Source organism: Synechococcus sp. W55.1, assembly GCF_047461655.1.
Classification (GTDB): Bacteria; Cyanobacteriota; Cyanobacteriia; order Thermostichales; family Thermostichaceae; genus Thermostichus.
In genome coordinates this window covers 60,667-78,168 of record NZ_JANSHN010000013.1, presented here as the reverse complement: position 1 = coordinate 78,168, position 17,502 = coordinate 60,667, and the positions used below count along the sequence as shown (strand labels likewise).

The following is a 17,502-nucleotide window of genomic DNA, read 5'->3' as shown; positions in this document are numbered from 1 at the left end:
TTCAACATTCAGTTGTTGTAGAGGGCAGGGGCTTGGGCAACCGTCTCACCAGTTTGGGGCAGTTCCTGCCGCAGCAGCGCCACCAAGGCGTTGGTGGATTGGTCGTAGAGGCTGGTCACCAGCTTGGGATAGAGGCCAATGCCGATGATTGGGATCAGCAGACAGGCAATGATGAACACCTCGCGCGGCTCGGCATCCACCAACTCTTCGTGTTCGGTGAGCTCTTTGTTCTCCGGGCCAAAGAAAATCTGCCGCAACATCGACAGCAGGTAGATGGGGGTCAGGATCACCCCAACTGCCGCCAGGAAAACCACCACCAGCCGGAAGGGGAGAGAGTAAGCATCGGTGGTGGCCATGCCGATAAACACCATGATCTCGGCCACAAAGCCGCTCATCCCAGGTAGGGCCAAAGAGGCCAGCGAGCAGGCGGTGAACATGGAGAAGATCTTGGGCATCTTCAGGCCCACACCGCCCATTTCTTCCAGCTCCAGTGTGTGGGTGCGGTCGTAGGTGGCCCCCACTAAGAAGAACAGGCTGGCCCCGATCAGCCCGTGGGAGATCATCTGCAGCATGGCGCCGCTCATGCCGATCTCCGTCAGGGATCCGATACCGATGAGCACGAAGCCCATGTGGCTGATGGAAGAGTAGGCGATCTTCCGTTTCAGGTTGCGCTGGGCAAAAGAGGTGAGGGCGGCAAAGATGATGTTCACCACCCCCAACACGATCAGCACCGGCGCAAAGTAAAGATGGGCATCCGGCAGCATACCCGCATTCATGCGCATCAGGGCGTAGCCCCCCATCTTGAGCAGGATCCCGGCCAGCAACATGTGAACCGGCGCGGTGGCTTCTCCGTGGGCATCGGGCAGCCAGGTGTGCAAGGGGAAAATGGGCAGCTTCACCCCATAGGCAATCAGAAAGGCCCCGTACATCAGCAGTTGGAAGGTGAGCGGATAGGTCTTGTGGGCCAGATCCGTCATGTCAAAGCTGATGGGATCCCCGTAGAAGGCCATGGCCAGACCTGCCACCAAGATAAACAGGGAGCTGAGGGCCGTGTAGAGGATGAACTTGGTGGCCGCATAGAGGCGGTTTGCCCCACCCCAAATGGAGAGGAGCAAGTACACCGGGATCAGCTCCAATTCCCACATCAGGAAGAAAAGCAACATATCCTGCACGGCAAACACCCCGATCTGCCCGCCGTACATGGCCAACATCAAAAAGTAGAAGAGGCGAGGCTTGAGAGTGACCGGCCAAGCGGCCAAGATGGCCAGCGTGGTAATAAACGCCGTGAGCAGGATTAGGGGCATGGAGAGGCCATCGGCCCCCACCGACCAGCTCAAGCCCACTTGGGGTACCCAGGTGTAGCGCTCCAGCAGTTGCAAACCTGTCTGGCCGGGATCGTAGCCGACATAGAAGCCGGCCAGCAGAATCAGCAGATCCGTGACCGCAATGAACAAAGCAAACCAGCGGATCCGCTCGGCCAACTTTTGTGCGTAGGCGCGGGTACTGGGATCCCCAGCCGGTGCTGGGATCAGGGGAATAAATAGGGCGGCCAACACAGGGTAAGCGATGACCGTGGTCAGCCAAGGAAACTCGTGCAAGCTGGGCAGCGCCATGGATGTAACCTCGCTTGTGCCATACCATCAGAGGGATCCCTGCCGGCTGCAATCCGACAGCCCTTTACCAGAATCGCCCTTGAGTATCTATGCTTAGCAAATCTACAGGATTATCTTAAGGCTCCCTCTCCCTTTGCGTTGGGATCCCTGGGATGGAGCAGATGCATTGGTGAATGTTGTACCCGAAAATCAAAAATAATCTCCCACTGTCCTCCCAAGGTAACCAATCTCATCATGCCTCGGCCCAAACTGATCATCCACGGCGGAGCCGGCAGCGCCCTGGAAGGGGAAAGCAGCCTGGAAAAAGTGAGGGGATCCCTGCGGCAGGTGGTGGAGAGCACCTACGAGCTGCTATTGGCCGGGCAGAGTGCCGAGGCAGCAGTGTTGCATGCCTGCCAGTTGCTGGAAGACGATCCGCTCTACAACGCCGGGACAGGGTCGGTCTTGCAGTCGGATGGGCAAATCCGCATGAGCGCCGCTCTCATGAACGGGGCCACCCAGTCCTTTAGCGGGGTGATCAACGTCAGCCGGGTTCAGCATCCCATCCTCATGGCCCAGGCTCTGCAATCAAGCCCGGATCGCGTGGTGGCCGAACAAGGGGCAGCGGAGCTGGCGCGGGAACTGAAGTTGCCGGTCTATGATCCGGCCACTCTCAAGCGGGTTCAAGAGTGGGTGCAGTTGCGTCAAACCCATCCCCCGACCAGGGTTCTCACCGCTCTGGCCATGGGCACGGTGGGGGCGGTGGCCCTGGATCAACAGGGGCAAATCTGTGCCGGCACCTCCACCGGCGGGCGGGGGTTCGAACGGGTGGGGCGGGTGAGCGATTCGGCCACTCCGGCGGGAACCTATGCCAGTGCGGTGGCGGGAGTCAGTTGCACCGGTGTTGGGGAAGATATTTTGGATGAGAGCTTGGCGGCGCGGATTGTGATTCGAGTGGAAGATGGCCTCAGCCTGAAAGCGGCCATGGCCAAGTCTTTTCAAGAGGCCCGCCAACGTCGCCGCTCCTTTGGGGCCATCGCTCTATCCTGCTCGGGGGAGATTGCCTGGGATACCACCACCGACCTGCTGCTGGCCGCCTACCACGATGGGCAGGGGATCGGCTTGACGATCTAGGCTGCCAACCGGGCTTGCGGGCTTAGACCTGGACAAGCCTGAGGCGGTTGGATAAGAGTAGAGATAGTACTTAAACAAACCAAGTCTGCCCCCTGGCGGGCCACTGTAGAGCGTTTATGGCACTTCACGCGGAGTTGCACCGCCATCTGGGCGGGTCGGTTGTTCCCCGAATTCTGTGGCGCTATTTTCACCGCCAGGGATCCCCTTTGGCAGAGCGCTTTCCCACCTATGCCGAGTTCGAGGAGTTCTACACCCGCCCGCGCAACACCCTCGAAGATTACCTGGAGCTGCACACGCTGGTGGAACAGGTGCAAACCCTGGAAACCCTGCCCTATTTTATCTACCGCCTGCTGCGGGGAGCCTACGTCTTTGAGGATCTGGCCTACCTGGAGATTCGCTACACTCCCTACCTACGCACGGATCCCAGCCTGGATGAGGGGGAGCGCCTCAAGCAGATGCGCCAGGTGATCGAGACGGTAGGACAAGCCAGTCAACAGCGAGAGTATCCCATCGTCACCACCCAGATCGTCTGTTTGCACTCGCGCTTGCCCAGCCACATCAACCGAGCCATGGTGGAAGCTGCCGCCGAGTCGGAGTATGTGTGTGCCATCGACCTGGCCGGAGGAGACAAGCCCTACGGTGAACGGATGGACGAGTGGATTGAGCTGTTCAAGTATGCGCTGGCCCGGGGCCTGAAAACCACTGCCCACCTGTACGAAACTTTGGATGGCTGCTACCCGCAGTTACTGCCCTATGTCTCGCGGATCGGCCACGGCATTCAGATCCCTCTCCACTATCCAGAATTGCTGCCGGAGCTGGCGCGGCGAGGCCAATGCCTGGAAGTTTGTCCCACCACCTATCTAAAAACGGGAACTCTGCCCAGTTTGGAGCCCCTCAAGGTTGTGTTTGACCGCTGCTTTGACGCGGGGGTGGATATTGCCATCTGCACTGACAACGCCGGCTTGCACAATGTACGCCTGCCGTTTGAGTACGAGAACCTGCTGACCCACGACATCATCGATTTCGAGCAGCTCAAACACTGCCAGGAAGCAGCTTTTCGTCACGCTTTTGCCTGGCCCTATAAGGGGCGTCCGGCCTCATTGTTGTCGGAGTTGCAGCAGGGGGTATCTGCTTCTTTGGTGGCTCTCTGACCGCCTCAGCGGGATGGAGTCCTTGTTTTTCATCCCGACTTCTCGAAAACAGGGAAGGGATCCACAGCAGAGCCGGGGGCAATTTTCGCAAGGGAAATAACGGCTTGGATCCCTTGTGCAGAGCGATGTTGAGCGGCATCTGAGGGTGGATAGAGCCCGACAGAATCCAATGCTGAGTCTACTGAGCCAAACATGAAGGTTTATATCAGCGCCGATATCGAGGGGATCGCCGGCATCAGCCATTGGGATGAGGCCACCATCGGCCAGCCGGGTTACGAGGCATTCCGAGAGCAGATGACCCGAGCAGTGATCGCGGCTTGTGAGGGATCCCTGGCTGCCGGAGCCACGCAGATCACAGTCAAAGATGCCCATGACTCCGGGCGGAACCTCATCCCCGAACGGTTGCCGGAGCCGGTGCAACTCATCCGCGGCTGGAGCGGCCACCCCTACTGTATGGTGCAAGAGCTGGATCGCAGTTACGATGCCCTGCTCCTAATCGGCTATCATGCCCGCGCCGGATCTGCTGCCAACCCCCTCGCCCACACCTACACCACCGAAGTTAGCCAAATCCGGCTGAACGGCCAGGCCATCGCCGAGTTTCACCTGGTCAGCCTCACGGCTGCCTATGAGGGAGTCCCAGTTGTGTTTGTAGCCGGAGATGCGGAGGTGTGTGCCGCAGCGAAAGCTTATGACGCCCACATCGAGACGGTGGTCACCCACAAAGGGATAGGCCAGTCGGTCATTACGCCACATCCGCAGCAGGTTCTACAGGCCATCCGCCAAGGTGTAGAGGGATCCCTGAGGCGGCTGTCGGCCTACCGTCCTCGCCCACTGCCGGATCACTTTCAATTGGAAGTGGACTACAAGGATCCCGCTCGGGCCTACCGCAAGTCTTTTTATCCCGGCTGCCGGTGGATTGCCGATTCCACGGTTCGGCTGGAAGTTTCCGAGTGGTTTGAGGTGTTGCGGGCTTTGGAGTTTATCGTGCTCACCTAGCCAGGGATCCAAGCGGCATCTGGATGAGGCGAGCAGCAGCTTCCCTGAGGCTGGTCTCGGAAAGGTCAGACAGCTCAATCCGGGCCCGAAGGCGATTGAAGTTTTGCTGCAGCCCGTGTCGATAGGTGGGGTCGTAGTGCTGCTCCAGCAACTCCTGCACAAACTGCGGCCAGTCTTGGGCGTCGATCAGCTCAAACCAACGCTGCAGGCGGGCCTGGCCAAGACGGGACTTCAGAGGCAGCAATTTCCCCTTTAGCGCTTGGGGGTGAGCAATCCAGTGGGGATAGTGGGCGATTAACCCCTTCACCCGCTCCTCTAGAGGCAACTGCACTTCGACACAGTCGGCTTGGGTAAGGGCTTGCCAAAGGGCAGGCGGCAGATGGAGCTGGCCCACTTTGGCACTCTCAGCCTCCACCCAGACTGGCTTGGCGGGATCCCACTGGAGAAAAACCTGCACCAGTTGACTTTCAAAGCTCTTCTGGCTGGGCTGCGGCACCCCCCACTCAGCCCCCAGAAGGGATCCCCGGTGACAGGCCAGCTTTTCCAGATCGAGGACTTGGGATCCCTGTTGGCGCAGATGGTGAAGCAACTGGGTTTTGCCGCTCCCTGTTGGTCCGCAGAGCACTCGGTAGGTAAATTCCTGGGGCAAGATCTGCAGCTGTCGGCGCACCCAGGCCCGGTAGGTTTTGTAGCCACCTTGCAAAACCGTAACCTGCCAGCCCACCTGGGACAACACCAATGCCAAGCTGGCAGAGCGCTGCCCTCCCCGCCAGCAGTAGATTAGGGGCCGGTAATCGCGATCTTTATCGGCAAAATGGGTTTGCAAGTGGCGACTGATGTTCTGGGCCACCAAGCTTGCCCCTCGTTTGCGGGCTGCGAAGGGATCCACCTGCTTGTAGAGCGTGCCCACCTCCGCCCGTTCTGTATCGTAGAGTACAGGCAAGTTGATGGCTCCCGGCCAATGATCCTCTGCGAACTCTGCCGGAGAGCGCACATCGATAATTTCGCTGTAGGTGTGCAGCCAGGGCTCTGCAGTGAAGTGAATCGGAGGAGACACAAACCTGCGGATAGAAATGGCAAGCTGTGTTCTATCTTGGCAGGGTTCTGGCCAAGGCTCACCGCCCCAGCTTTAACTTGGGAGAGCCGAGGTCAAGCGCAGGGTGACCCGAAGGCTTGGGTTGGATATCCCTCTTGATTGGGCTTTTGCTCTTTCTTTGCTCTTTATTGAATTGATTTGCCAGAGGTGCTATGGGATCCTATATTGCGGCAGAACCTTACCCCTATCCCTACAACGGTGACTTACGGCCTGAGAACACCGCCCTGATCGTCATCGATATGCAGACCGATTTCTGCGGGGTAGGTGGCTATGTAGACAAAATGGGCTACGACATTTCCCTCACCCGTGCCCCCATAGAGCCGATCCGACGGGTTTTGGCGGCAATGCGAGCCCTGGGTTTTTTCATCGTGCATACCCGCGAAGGCCATCGCCCCGATCTATCAGATTTGCCGGAAAACAAGCGCTGGCGCAGTCAACGCATTGGGGCAGGCATTGGGGATCCCGGTCCCTGTGGGCGCATCCTGGTGCGAGGAGAACCCGGCTGGGAAATTATCCCGGAACTGGCTCCTCTGCCAGGGGAGGTGATCATCGACAAGCCGGGCAAAGGCGCTTTCTATGCCACCGATCTGGACTTAATCCTGAGGCGCAAAGGCATCCAAAACCTGATCTTGACGGGCATCACCACCGATGTATGCGTCCACACCACCATGCGAGAAGCCAACGACCGGGGCTATGAATGTTTGTTGCTATCCGATTGCACAGGTGCCACAGACTACGGAAATTATCTCGCTGCTCTGAAGATGATCCAGATGCAAGGGGGGGTTTTCGGGGCAGTTGCCGATTCAGGTGCCCTGATAGCAGTACTTCAGGAACTCAAAACCGACTAGACCTCGTTTCTTTACGTGTCTTTACGTGAGACACCCAAACCAGGAGATCTTGACCAACCATGACTACCACTGCCCAAACTGAAATCTCAACAGCACGGAAAGCCCCCCCGGAACTGGAGGTCGTCAACCTCACCAAGCGATTTGGATCCCTGTTGGCCCTAGACCACGTCTCGATGAAACTCAAGCCGGGATCCCTTCATGCCTTACTTGGGGAAAACGGAGCCGGGAAAAGCACCCTCGTCAAGTGCGTGATGGGCTTTTATCATGCTGACTCTGGCGATGTTTGCATTGATAAACGAGCTCGTGCCATCCACAGCCCACGGGATGCCTATCACTACGGCATTGGCATGGTGTACCAACATTTCACCTCTGTACCCGCCATGACTGTGGCGGAAAACTTGGTCTTGGCCCGCCCAGATTTGCCTTTGGTGATTGACTGGAAAGAAGAGGAAAAAAAGCTGGCAGATTTTATGGAAACAGCCCCTTTCCAAGTCAACTTGCGGGCTTTTGTTTCCGAACTATCGGCAGGAGAAAAGCAGAAGGTCGAGATCCTCAAGCAGCTTTATTTGAACACCAAGATCCTGATCTTGGACGAGCCTACTTCTGTGCTCACGCCAGAGGAAGCCGGCGAAGTCTTGGGCCTTGTGCGTCGTTCGGTGGAAGCTGGCGACCTGAGTGTATTGCTCATTACCCACAAGTTTCGCGAGGTGAATGCCTTTGCCGATGAGGTGACGGTGTTGCGACGTGGGAAGCTGGCCGGCCATGGACAAGTGAAAGATTTATCCACAGCAGAAATGGCCGAAATGATGCTGGGCCGGCAACAGGTGCAGATCCAGTTGGAGAAAGCCTTGGTCAAAGGGGGATCCCCTCTGCTGGAAATTGAAGGGATCCAGGCTGACAAGGACAATGGCTTGCCCGCTGTGCGGGGGGTGACCCTGACTGTTCATGGAGGTGAGATTGTGGGAATTGCCGGCGTTTCCGGCAACGGCCAGCGGGAGTTGATGGAAGTCTTGGCCGGGCAGCGGATGGCTACAGCCGGGCAGATCAAGATCAACGGGCAACTGTACAGGGCCACCCGCGCAGAAATGGTGCGCCACCGGGTTTGCTGTTTGCCGGAGGAACCTCTGAGAAATGCCTCGATCCCCAACATGAGCGTTGGCGAAAACTTGGCCCTGCGTCGTTATGACCGGGATCCTATGGCCAAAGGTTGGATGTTGATCTGGCAAGAGATTTGGCGCTCTGCCCGCGCGTTAATCGAGCAATTTAAGGTGAAAACGCCTGCAGCCCAAACTCCCATCAGCCACCTGTCGGGGGGTAATGTCCAGCGAGCCATTTTGGCACGGGAACTCGCCGGAGATCCACAAATTTTGATCGCCGCCAATCCTTGTTTTGGTCTGGACTTTGCGGCAGTAGATTACATTCACTCGCAGATTGTGGATGCTCGTAACCGAGGAGTTGCCGTCTTGCTGATCAGCGAAGATCTGGACGAGCTTCTCAAGCTCTCCGATCGTTTGCTGGTGATGGCGGGCGGTCGGATCGTCTATGAAAGTCCTATCAGCAGCGTGGATCTCAAAGAAGTTGGCCACAAGATGGGCGGACATTAAGCATTAAGTGATTTGGTAAGTAATCAGCAGTGAATATGACATGGCTTCCCCTCAAATGGAGAGGTGAGCCCGAACTTTTTCTTCATCCATCTGGTTGGTCGGCCCCTCCATGATAAGGGATCCATTCTCCATGAGATAAAAATAATCGGCTAGGCTTTGGGCAAACTCAAAATACTGCTCCACCAGCAACACCGAAACGCCCCGCTCCTTTTGAATACGGGTGATGGCTTCTTCAATCTCGATGATGATGGAGGGTTGGATCCCTTCTGTAGGCTCATCCAGGAGCAAAAGTTTGGGCTCTGCCACCAAAGCTCTGGCGATGGCCAGTTGCTGCTGCTGCCCACCGCTCAAATCCCCACCCAGCCGTTTAAGAAAAGAACGCAGAATTGGGAATAGGTCATAGACAAACTCAGGTATGATCCGTTCTCTGTCCGGTGCCGCTTCTAGCCCCACCAGCAGGTTTTCCTCAACCGTTAGGCGGGGAAATATCTCTCGACCTTGGGGTACATAGCCAATACCGGCGCGGGCTCGCCAATTGGGAGGGTAATGGTTGATAGGACGGCCCTCAAAAGCAATTTTGCCTGTGCAGTCTTTCAGAAGTCCCATCAGGGCTTTAAGTGTGGTGGTTTTGCCCATACCATTGCGACCCAGAAGGCAAACCGCTTGGCCGGGAAAGATCTTAAAAGAGAGATCCTTCACAATTAAACTCTGACCATAGTAAACCCTCAAATCGGAGACCTCCAGAAGAGGCCCGGATCCATCTCGGGATAAGTTTTGTGTTGCGGTCGCGTTTTCCGTATTCATGGGCCTGCGCATGGGTCAGTTAAAACAGGGCTATAGCTTTTTGCTTAGTTTTTCGCCTTATGGGATCCGAGATAGACCTCAATAACTCGCGGGTCGTTTTTCACATCCTCAAAGGTACCTTCGCACAGCACCGAGCCTTGGTGTAAAACAGTAACCTTACGGGCAATTTGCCGGACAAACACCATGTCATGTTCGATCACCAAAATGGTGTGGCTTTGGGCTAAGGATTGAATTAACTCTCCTGTAGCTTCCGTTTCTTTGTCCGTCATCCCGGCCACGCATTCATCCAGCAGCAGCAAATCCGGATCTTGAGCAATCACCATGCCGATCTCCAGCCATTGCTTTTCTCCGTGGGAAAGCAGCCCTGCCGGAACCCGATCCTTACGGCTGAGGCCAATGGTTTCCAAAAGAGCATCCGTTTTTTCTCGCAGATGCTTTTTGCCAAGTAGGGTGGAAAAAACCCTTTTGTCAGGGTTGAGGGATAGCTCCAAGTTTTCTCGCACGCTCAAGTTTTGATAGACCCGCGGCGTCTGAAACTTGCGCCCAACACCCAAAATCGAGATCTCGTGTTCCTTGAGCTTGGCCAGATCCTTTCCTTTGAACAGCACCCATCCTCGGGTGGGCTTAACCTTGCCCGTCAGCACATCGAGAAATGTAGTCTTACCCGCCCCATTGGGACCGATGACCACCCGCAGCTCCCCTTCCTCCAGAGAGAAGTTCAACCCATCTAAAGCCTTAAAGCCGTCGAAGCTGACGGTGAGATCCTGAGTTTGTAAAATTTGTCGGGTGGCGGTGGGAGCTGCAGTAAGCATGGGGATCACATCCAAGAACGGAAAGGGCAGAGGGCGAACAGGGTTCTCAACCCATCAAACTCAACCCATCAAATAAATAAGAGAGGACACTTGGCATCGCTGGCTTACCCATCAGATCTGGGATCCTTTTACTCTGAACTTGCACCTTGCGTATGATGCACATCGACAGAAAGCCAGATTTAAGCTGGGGAAGTATCTGCCAAGCGCCTGCGCCAAAGCTGGACAGTGACCCAAAGCTGCCTGCCTTGGGTGCGCACCCAACCCACCAGTCCATCCGGCAACACCAGCACCACCAGCAGGAACAATCCCCCTTGGAAAAACAACCAAATTTCGGGAAAATTTTCGCTCAGCAAGCTCTTGGCAAAGTTAACCAACAGAGCCCCCAGCACCGCCCCCACCAAACTGGCCCGACCGCCCACCGCCACCCAGATTACCATCTCAATGGAAAAGGGAACGGCCATCGCATTGGGAGAGATGATCCCAGTTTGCAAGGTAAACAAAGCTCCGGCAACACCCGCCAGGGCAGCAGACACGGCAAACACCAGAACTTTAAAGCCGGTGGGATCGTAGCCGGAAAAACGAACCCGCGGCTCGTCATCTCGAATGGCTACCAGGATCCGACCGAATAGGCCGCTGGTCAGCCAACGACAGAGAAGGTAAGCCAAAACCACCGCCAGAACTGTAGTGACATAGACAGCGAAGCGCATCTCGGACGAGTTGACATCCAGGCCAAACAAAGTCTGGAAGTTGGTCAGGCCGTTGGTGCCATTAATTAAGCGCTGTTGGCCGTTGAAGAAGTTAAAGAAAATAATCGTGGTGGCCTGAGTTAGAATGGAGAAATAAACCCCTCGAATGCGATTTCTCACCACCAAATATCCCAGGGCTGCTGCCACCAAAGCCGGGATCAAGACAACAGCAACAACCGTGAACGGAAAAGAATAAAAGGGGTACCAAAACCAGGGCAATTCCGTTACCCCGTAGAGGCTGAAAAACTCCGGTATCTGACCTTCCGGCAATTGCAACTTCAGGTGCATCCCCAGAGCGTAGCCCCCCAAGGCGAAGAACACCCCATGTCCCAGACTGAGCATGCCGGTATAGCCCCAGATGAGGTCGATTCCCAAAGCTACAATGCTGAGGGCCAGAAACCGCCCCAACAAGTTGAGCCGAAAGCCAGACAGCACAGTTGGGGCCACAAAGATCAAGGCCAGCACCAAAACGATGAGGATCCCGGCCTCCCACAGAAGCTTGCGAGAAGAATTGGGATCCCCACCCGCGGCGGGAGCAGCCACTTCATGATCAGCACGGGGGGAATGAACCAGTTTCATGGGCTTTGTGAGGGAGTAGAAGATGGAGAGTCTGGTCCTAGAGTTTTCGCCAAGCGAGATCATTCCCTAGGCATCCACCATACGACCTTTTTCGGGGAAAAGGCCCCGAGGTCGCACCTGCAAAAAGGCCACGATCAAAGCAAAGACCATCACCTTGGCCATGCTCGTGGTGGCAAAAAAGTTGAGGGTATCGGTCAGGATGGGCACGTTGGGAAAAATCAAAGCCAGCGTCCCGGAACCGATGACAAAGTTGGCAATCCCGATCCCAAGCGCTGCCACAATGCTGCCCAAAAGCTTACCGACACCCCCCACCACGACCACCATAAAGGTATCCACGATGTAGTTTTGGCCGGTGTTCGGCCCCACGGATCCCAGCAGGCTGACCGCCACGCCGGCTACTCCCGCCAGACCCGAACCGATGGCAAAGGTAAGGGCATCCACCTTTTGCGTAGGGATCCCTACACAGGCACTCATGGCCCGATTCTGGGTAACCGCCCGGATGCGCAGCCCCCAGCGGGTGCGCTGCAAGAAGAAGTACAGCCCTAGGATGCAGAAGACAGTGAGGGCGATGATAAACAGGCGGGTATTGGGCAAAAACAGGCTGCCCACCGGGATCCCACCCCCCAGCCAACGGGGAGCGGTCACATCTTTGTTCTGGGCTCCAAACCAGGGTTGAGTGACTGCTAAAGCATAGGTTTGCGCCAGCACCCGCCCCCCCACCGCTGCAATGGCCGTGGAAAGCACCAGTAGCAGCGCCAGCGTCCACCCCTTGAGACGCGGCCAATCCGCCCGCCTGGCCAAGAGCCACCAGCCGCCAAAAAAGAGCACCGCGAAGGCCCCCAAGCGGAAAGCCAGCACCCAATTGACGCTGCGCACAAACTGCTGCAGGATCAGGCTCACGCCCCAGGTGGCCAAAAGGGTCTCCAAGGGTCGGCCATACAAAAAGCGAATCACCCCCCGCTCCAGGGCTAGTCCCACCAGAGCCGTGACGGCAAAGGCAGCTACCAAAGCTGGAAAGATGTACAGATCCCGCCAGGGATCCCCTAGGGGACGAAAGGCATTTTGAACCACAAAAGTGGTGTAGGCCCCCAACATCATCAGCTCCCCATGGGCCATGTTGATGACCCCCATGAGGCCGAAAACAATGGCCAAGCCCAAGGCGGCTATTAGCAAGACGGTGCCAATGCTAATGCCGTTGAACAAGCTGTCCAGGAGCAAGGTCATGGGCAGGGGATCCTCCTTCCAACTAAACTAGGGAGGCTAACCGAGCATCTAGGCGGGATCCCCGACCCTATCCAAACGGCAAGGGATCCCAGCCCTGGCCAGGACTAGCTGACTTTGACTTTGTAGCGACCGCCCTTGGCCGGATCTGACCAATCGCAGGCAAAGCCCTTGGTCTCTGCCACAAACTGGTTCCAGGGCTGCGGCTCCACGGCATCCGTAGAAAAGATGACATCAAACAAACCGTCAGAGCGCACCTGGCCGATCCGCACATACTTGGTCAGGTGGTGATTGGTGTTCATGGTTACCAAGCCTTCTGGGGCATCAAAGGTCTGGCCATAGGCTGCCTGCCGCACGGCGTCGATTTCCACTGTTCCCGCTTTTTCCACTGCCTGCTTCCAGATGTAAACCATGATGTAGGCGGCTTCCATCGGGTCGTTGGTGACGCGGTTTTGGCCGTATTCTGCCTTGAAAGCCTCCACAAACTTCTTGTTGGCAGGCGTATCCACCGTCATAAAGTAGTTCCAGGCGGCGAAGTGCCCTTCCAAGAATTCGGGGCCGATGGCCTGTACCTCTTCTTCAGCAATGCTGACGGACATGGAAGGATAGCGATCTGGCCCCAGCCCTGCCCCTTTCAGTTGTTTGAAAAAGGCCACGTTGCTGTCGCCGTTCAAGCTGTTGTAGATCACACCGCCATTGGGAAGAGCGGCCCGGATCTTGCTGATGATGGGGGTAACTTCTGTGCTGCCCAAAGGCAGATAGTCTTCACCCACCACTTTGCCCCCCAGGGCTTCCAACTGGGCCTTGATGATGGTGTTGGCCGTGCGGGGGAACACGTAGTCGGATCCCACCAGGAAGAACTCTTTGCCCTTGTTCTTGAGCAGCCATTCCACCGAAGGCTCGATCTGCTGGTTGGGGGCAGCGCCGGTGTAGAAGATGTTTTTGGAGCACTCTTGTCCTTCGTACTGCACGGGATACCAGAGCAGGTGCTGCTTGGATTCAAACACCGGCAACACGGCTTTGCGACTGGCCGAAGTCCAGCAGCCGAATACCGTTGCCACCTTGTCCACATCGATCAATTTGGTGGCTTTCTCGGCAAAGGTTGGCCAATCGGAAGCCCCATCCTCGATAATCGGCTCGATCTGCTTGCCCAAAACCCCACCGGCGGCATTGATCTCTTTGATGGCCAGCTTTTCCGCATCCACCACGCTGGTTTCCGAAATGGCCATGGTGCCGCTGAGGGAGTGCAAAATGCCAACGCGAATGGTCTCTCCCTGGGCGTAGGCGGGCACGGATCGCTTCACCCAGATCTGCGGCCCTAGGGCAGCCCCGGCTCCGGCCAGAGCGCCCATTTTCAGCACTTGACGACGATTAAATGATAGAGCCATCGGTGATCTCCGAAACGAAGTGAGTGCAAAGGGTATTAAGAAGTCCAGTTGTTGCAGCAGCCCGGCCAACAGAGGGAAGCACTTAGCTCATCACCTCGCCCATGTGTTAAATTTGCCCAACTGCAGTCGGCTGAGGCTTTCACCGAATGCCTTCCCAACATCAACAGAGGAAAAGGCTAATCCTGCAGTCGAGAAAGCGTCGTGCGTCCCTGTTGCCTTAACGTGTTCCATCAAACCCATTCGGCCCGGAGAGAATTGTATCGTGGGATACCTTTTCCCAGAATCCGAGCCCTTTCCCCGCAGGCTGCAGGCAGAGGCAGGGATCCCTTGCTCCCGGCATAATAGGGGTTCTGGGGTGGAGAATTAACAGCCTATGGTGCAGCAGGCCGGCTATGGATCTTGGCGATCCCCGATTACCGCTGACCTGGTGGTGACGGGATCCCTGCGCTTGGGACAGATGGTTTGGGATCAGGGGGATCTCTACTGGACGGAGGGCCGCCCGCAAGAAAAAGGGCGCAATGTGTTGATGCGGCGCTCTGCCGACGGGATCCTGGTGGAGCTGACACCGGCACCTTTCAATGTGCGGACACGAGTGCATGAGTATGGGGGTGGAGCTTATTGGGTGTCGGCAGGGGTAGTGTATTTTTGCAACTTCGCTGACCAACGGCTCTACCGCCTGCTGCCGGGTTCAGATCCCCAGCCCCTGACGGAAGCAGGCCCCTATCGCTATGCCGACGGGGTGGTGGATCGGGCGCGTGGACGCATCCTCTGTGTGCGGGAAGATCACAGCCGCCAGGGAGAGCCGGAAAACAGCCTTGTCTCGATTGACTTGGAAAGCGGATCCCAGCGCGTTTTGGCCTCTGGGCACAATTTCTATGCCAACCCTCGCCTCAGCCCCGATGGCCAGACCTTGGTATGGCTGACCTGGGATCACCCCCAGATGCCCTGGGATGGGACGGAACTGTGGCGAGCAGAGGTGGCAGCAGATGGCACTCTAGGAGAGCCCCAAAAGCTAGCCGGTGGCCCTGCCGAGTCGATCTTCCAGCCCCAGTGGTCACCGGAGGGGGATCTCTACTTTGTTTCGGATCGCAGCGGCTGGTGGAACCTCTATCGCTGGGATCCCCAGGGCCCCATTCCCCTCTGTCCTATGGAAGCAGAGTTTGGAGAACCCCAGTGGGTGTTCGGCCTGAGCACCTACGGCTTTGCTGGGGATGGGCGCATTCTGGCCTGCTACCAACAGGGGGGTCTGTGCCATTTGGCCTACCTGGATCCCCAGTCGGGGCAACAGGAAGAGATCCCTTTGCCCTACACCGAGATCCACAATCTGCAGGTAAGTGGGGAAAAAGCCGCTTTCCTGGCCGGATCCCCGACGGAAGCCATAGCCTTGGTTTGTTTGGATTTGCCTTCTGGACAGGTGGAAGTGGTGGCCCGTTCCAGCAGCGTGGCGGTGGATCCGGACTATCTGTCGATCCCAGAGCCTATTGTTTTTCCCACCGGCGGCGGCAAGGCAGTGGCCTATGCTTTCTTCTATCCCCCCAAGAACCGCGACTTTGTTGCTCCCACTGGCGAAAAGCCACCCCTATTGGTGAAAAGCCACGGCGGGCCCACCGGAGCGACGGCAGCGGTGCTCAACCTAGGGATCCAATACTGGACCAGTCGGGGGATTGCGGTTTTGGATGTGAACTACCGTGGCAGCAGCGGCTATGGGCGGGCCTATCGGGATGCCCTCAAAGGCCGGTGGGGCCTGGTGGATGTGGAAGATTGCATTGCCGGAGCTCAATTTTTGGCAGAACAGGGCAAGGTGGACGGGGAACGGCTGCTCATTCAGGGTGGCAGCGCTGGTGGCTATACCACGTTGGCGGCCTTGACCTTCCACAGGGTCTTCCGGGCGGGTGCCAGCTACTACGGGGTGAGCGATCTGGAAGCCCTAGCCCAGGAGACCCACAAGTTCGAGTCTCGCTACTTGGACAGCCTTATTGGCCCCTACCCAGAGCGACGGGATCTCTACCGGGAGCGCTCCCCCATTCATCACCTAGAGGGCCTCAATTGTCCGGTTATCTTCTTCCAAGGGTTGGAAGACGCCATCGTGCCCCCCAATCAGGCGGAGAGGATGGTGGCAGCCCTACGGGCCAAAGGGATCCCAGTGGCCTATGTGCCCTTCGAGGGAGAGCAACATGGCTTTCGCCAGGCGGCCAACATCAAACGGGCTTTGGAGGCAGAGCTTTACTTTTATGCCCAGGTGTTGGGGTTTCCGCTGGCAGAACCTTTTGAGCCCGTTCGGATCGAAAACCTAGACACCTGATGATGACTGCTCAATGGGTCGAATTAATGGCTGTGGGCCAACAGGTTGGGCTCGAAGACCTCCATCTCCAACCGAAACGGGATCCCCATGTGGGCCAGCCAGTCCTGCAGGGGATCATCGGCCAGCGCCAGGATCTGTCCTTGGAGGGAAACGTGGGCCGGGCGGTGCCAATTGCCCAGTTGATGAATCACCTGGCCCATCTGGATGGGGTTTTCAGGTTGAATCAAGAGCACCGGTTCGGGTTGGGCTTTGACCCGAATGTGTCGCTGCGCATCCGCATAGAGCAGATCCCCATCGTGAAGATGGGTGCCCCGAGGCAGCATCAACTGGATCTCGGTGCCCCGATCGCTCACCAGCCGTTGCCGGGATCGCTGGCGGTCGTGCCAAGTGAGGGAAACCACTTCCAATTGGCCGGGGATCCCCTCTGGCGGCTCGTCCAGCAGTTGCATCACCGTAATGGCCGCGGGCTCCTCTCCCGCAGCATGGGCATCTTCGCTCATGTTAGGGACTCCAGATACTGGCTGAGGTCTTCTTGAAGGCGAGAGAACTCCACCTCAGTGGAAAAGCGCAGCCCTTCCGTTTTCACAGTAACCAAGACCTTGGCTGCGTGGGGGCCGACCCAGATGTTGGGGTTGCAGAACATCTCCAAAGAGAAGTCGGCAGCAGAATGATGAAACTCAACCGGATCCTGAGGCTGCTGCCGGGAGCTGCCCGAGCGAACCTTGAGCCGCTCCAAGAGGATTTGCAGGGCCTTGTGCCATTGTTGTGCCACCTCTGGCGAAAGGGAGAAACTGGCCGAGCCGGTTGCGAAGTTGAGGGCAAACTGAGGAAAATGGGTAGTCATGGAGGCCCGTACCGTTCGCGAAGCGTCCTTTGGAGGGCAGCATTGGACAACAACAGTATCTTACGTCAGCTCTTGCTGATGGGCGTGGGCACAACCACTCTGCTGGCGGAGCAGTTGAAGAAAGCTGCCGACGACTTGGTGCAGAAGGGGCAGCTCAACCCAGAAGAGGCATCCAATGTCATCAACAACCTGCTCAACCAGGTGAAAGCCGAGCAGAGCAACTTTGAATCCTATGTTCAGCGGCAGGTGCGCAACGTCCTGCAGGATCTGGGCGTGCCCCGCCAATCGGAAATGGACGAGCTGCGCGGGCGGCTGGATCGGCTGGAGCGGCAGGTGCGCAATTTGGAGAATCAGGTTTACCGCCGGTAGCCGAGCCAAGCCTTCC

The 17,502-nt window shown here is 57.1% G+C and carries 16 protein-coding genes; 7 read left to right on the top strand and 9 right to left on the bottom strand.

All coding sequences use genetic code 11. The features are described 5' to 3' along the window. Window positions 1-8: 8 nt before the first annotated feature. Window positions 9-1,613, bottom strand: coding sequence for an NAD(P)H-quinone oxidoreductase subunit 4 (locus NW816_RS08210; RefSeq protein ID WP_414331642.1), 1,605 nt, complete (start codon window positions 1,611-1,613; stop codon window positions 9-11). A 234-nt stretch (window positions 1,614-1,847) separates the two neighbouring features. Here NW816_RS08210 and NW816_RS08205 point away from each other — a divergent pair, with 234 nt between their 5' ends. The 3 genes from NW816_RS08205 to NW816_RS08195 all read left to right on the top strand — a co-directional run bounded on the left by NW816_RS08205 (window position 1,848) and on the right by NW816_RS08195 (window position 4,873). Beyond that, a complete protein-coding gene (locus NW816_RS08205; RefSeq protein WP_414408843.1) occupies window positions 1,848-2,726 on the top strand; it encodes an isoaspartyl peptidase/L-asparaginase in 879 nt (292 codons plus the stop codon). A 116-nt stretch (window positions 2,727-2,842) separates the two neighbouring features. Further along, window positions 2,843-3,877, top strand: coding sequence for an adenosine deaminase (locus NW816_RS08200; protein WP_414408842.1), 1,035 nt, complete (start codon window positions 2,843-2,845; stop codon window positions 3,875-3,877). Window positions 3,878-4,069: 192 nt separating this feature from the next. After that, on the top strand, window positions 4,070-4,873 hold the full coding sequence (locus NW816_RS08195; RefSeq protein ID WP_414342392.1) for a M55 family metallopeptidase: 804 nt from the start codon (window positions 4,070-4,072) through the stop codon (window positions 4,871-4,873). Here the strand turns inward: NW816_RS08195 and mnmH are convergent. After that, entirely contained in the window at window positions 4,866-5,930 is a 1,065-nt protein-coding gene (gene mnmH / locus NW816_RS08190; protein ID WP_414408841.1) for a tRNA 2-selenouridine(34) synthase MnmH, read from the bottom strand. The two genes, NW816_RS08195 and mnmH, sit on opposite strands and share 8 nt — an antisense overlap. Before the next feature lie 191 nt (window positions 5,931-6,121). Between mnmH and NW816_RS08185 the strand changes: the two genes are divergently transcribed. Together NW816_RS08185 and NW816_RS08180 are read left to right on the top strand one after the other, a co-directional pair. Continuing rightward, complete coding sequence (locus NW816_RS08185) at window positions 6,122-6,817, top strand: cysteine hydrolase family protein (RefSeq protein WP_011430738.1); 696 nt, start codon at window positions 6,122-6,124, stop codon at window positions 6,815-6,817. Between the two features lie 59 nt (window positions 6,818-6,876). Continuing rightward, on the top strand, window positions 6,877-8,421 hold the full coding sequence (locus NW816_RS08180) for an ABC transporter ATP-binding protein (RefSeq protein ID WP_414408840.1): 1,545 nt from the start codon (window positions 6,877-6,879) through the stop codon (window positions 8,419-8,421). Window positions 8,422-8,472: 51 nt separating this feature from the next. Here the strand turns inward: NW816_RS08180 and urtE are convergent, their stop codons facing one another. From urtE to urtA, 5 genes are all read right to left on the bottom strand, one after another. After that, entirely contained in the window at window positions 8,473-9,237 is a 765-nt protein-coding gene (gene urtE / locus NW816_RS08175; RefSeq protein ID WP_414408839.1) for an urea ABC transporter ATP-binding subunit UrtE, read from the bottom strand. 32 nt (window positions 9,238-9,269) lie between these two features. Further along, complete coding sequence (urtD, locus tag NW816_RS08170; RefSeq protein ID WP_414408838.1) at window positions 9,270-10,037, bottom strand: urea ABC transporter ATP-binding protein UrtD; 768 nt, start codon at window positions 10,035-10,037, stop codon at window positions 9,270-9,272. A gap of 179 nt (window positions 10,038-10,216) precedes the next feature. Continuing rightward, on the bottom strand, window positions 10,217-11,425 hold the full coding sequence (gene urtC, locus NW816_RS08165) for an urea ABC transporter permease subunit UrtC (RefSeq protein WP_414408837.1): 1,209 nt from the start codon (window positions 11,423-11,425) through the stop codon (window positions 10,217-10,219). A 3-nt stretch (window positions 11,426-11,428) separates the two neighbouring features. Continuing rightward, window positions 11,429-12,586: an urea ABC transporter permease subunit UrtB gene (urtB, locus tag NW816_RS08160; protein ID WP_414408836.1), complete on the bottom strand. Its 1,158-nt coding sequence runs from the start codon at window positions 12,584-12,586 to the stop codon at window positions 11,429-11,431. A gap of 104 nt (window positions 12,587-12,690) precedes the next feature. Next, window positions 12,691-13,971, bottom strand: a complete 1,281-nt coding sequence (gene urtA / locus NW816_RS08155; RefSeq protein ID WP_414408835.1) for an urea ABC transporter substrate-binding protein — start codon at window positions 13,969-13,971, stop codon at window positions 12,691-12,693. 373 nt (window positions 13,972-14,344) lie between these two features. Between urtA and NW816_RS08150 the strand changes: the two genes are divergently transcribed. Beyond that, complete coding sequence (locus NW816_RS08150; RefSeq protein WP_414408834.1) at window positions 14,345-16,273, top strand: S9 family peptidase; 1,929 nt, start codon at window positions 14,345-14,347, stop codon at window positions 16,271-16,273. Between the two features lie 23 nt (window positions 16,274-16,296). Here the strand turns inward: NW816_RS08150 and NW816_RS08145 are convergent, their stop codons facing one another. Both NW816_RS08145 and NW816_RS08140 read right to left on the bottom strand, forming a co-directional pair. Further along, complete coding sequence (locus NW816_RS08145) at window positions 16,297-16,773, bottom strand: urease accessory protein UreE (protein WP_414408833.1); 477 nt, start codon at window positions 16,771-16,773, stop codon at window positions 16,297-16,299. Further along, on the bottom strand, window positions 16,770-17,117 hold the full coding sequence (locus tag NW816_RS08140) for a hypothetical protein (protein WP_414408832.1): 348 nt from the start codon (window positions 17,115-17,117) through the stop codon (window positions 16,770-16,772). Before NW816_RS08140 ends, NW816_RS08145 begins: the two co-directional genes overlap by 4 nt. A gap of 42 nt (window positions 17,118-17,159) precedes the next feature. On the opposite strand from NW816_RS08140, the gene NW816_RS08135 reads away from it, so the two are divergent. Further along, complete coding sequence (locus NW816_RS08135; RefSeq protein ID WP_414408831.1) at window positions 17,160-17,486, top strand: phasin family protein; 327 nt, start codon at window positions 17,160-17,162, stop codon at window positions 17,484-17,486. Window positions 17,487-17,502 lie beyond the last annotated feature (16 nt).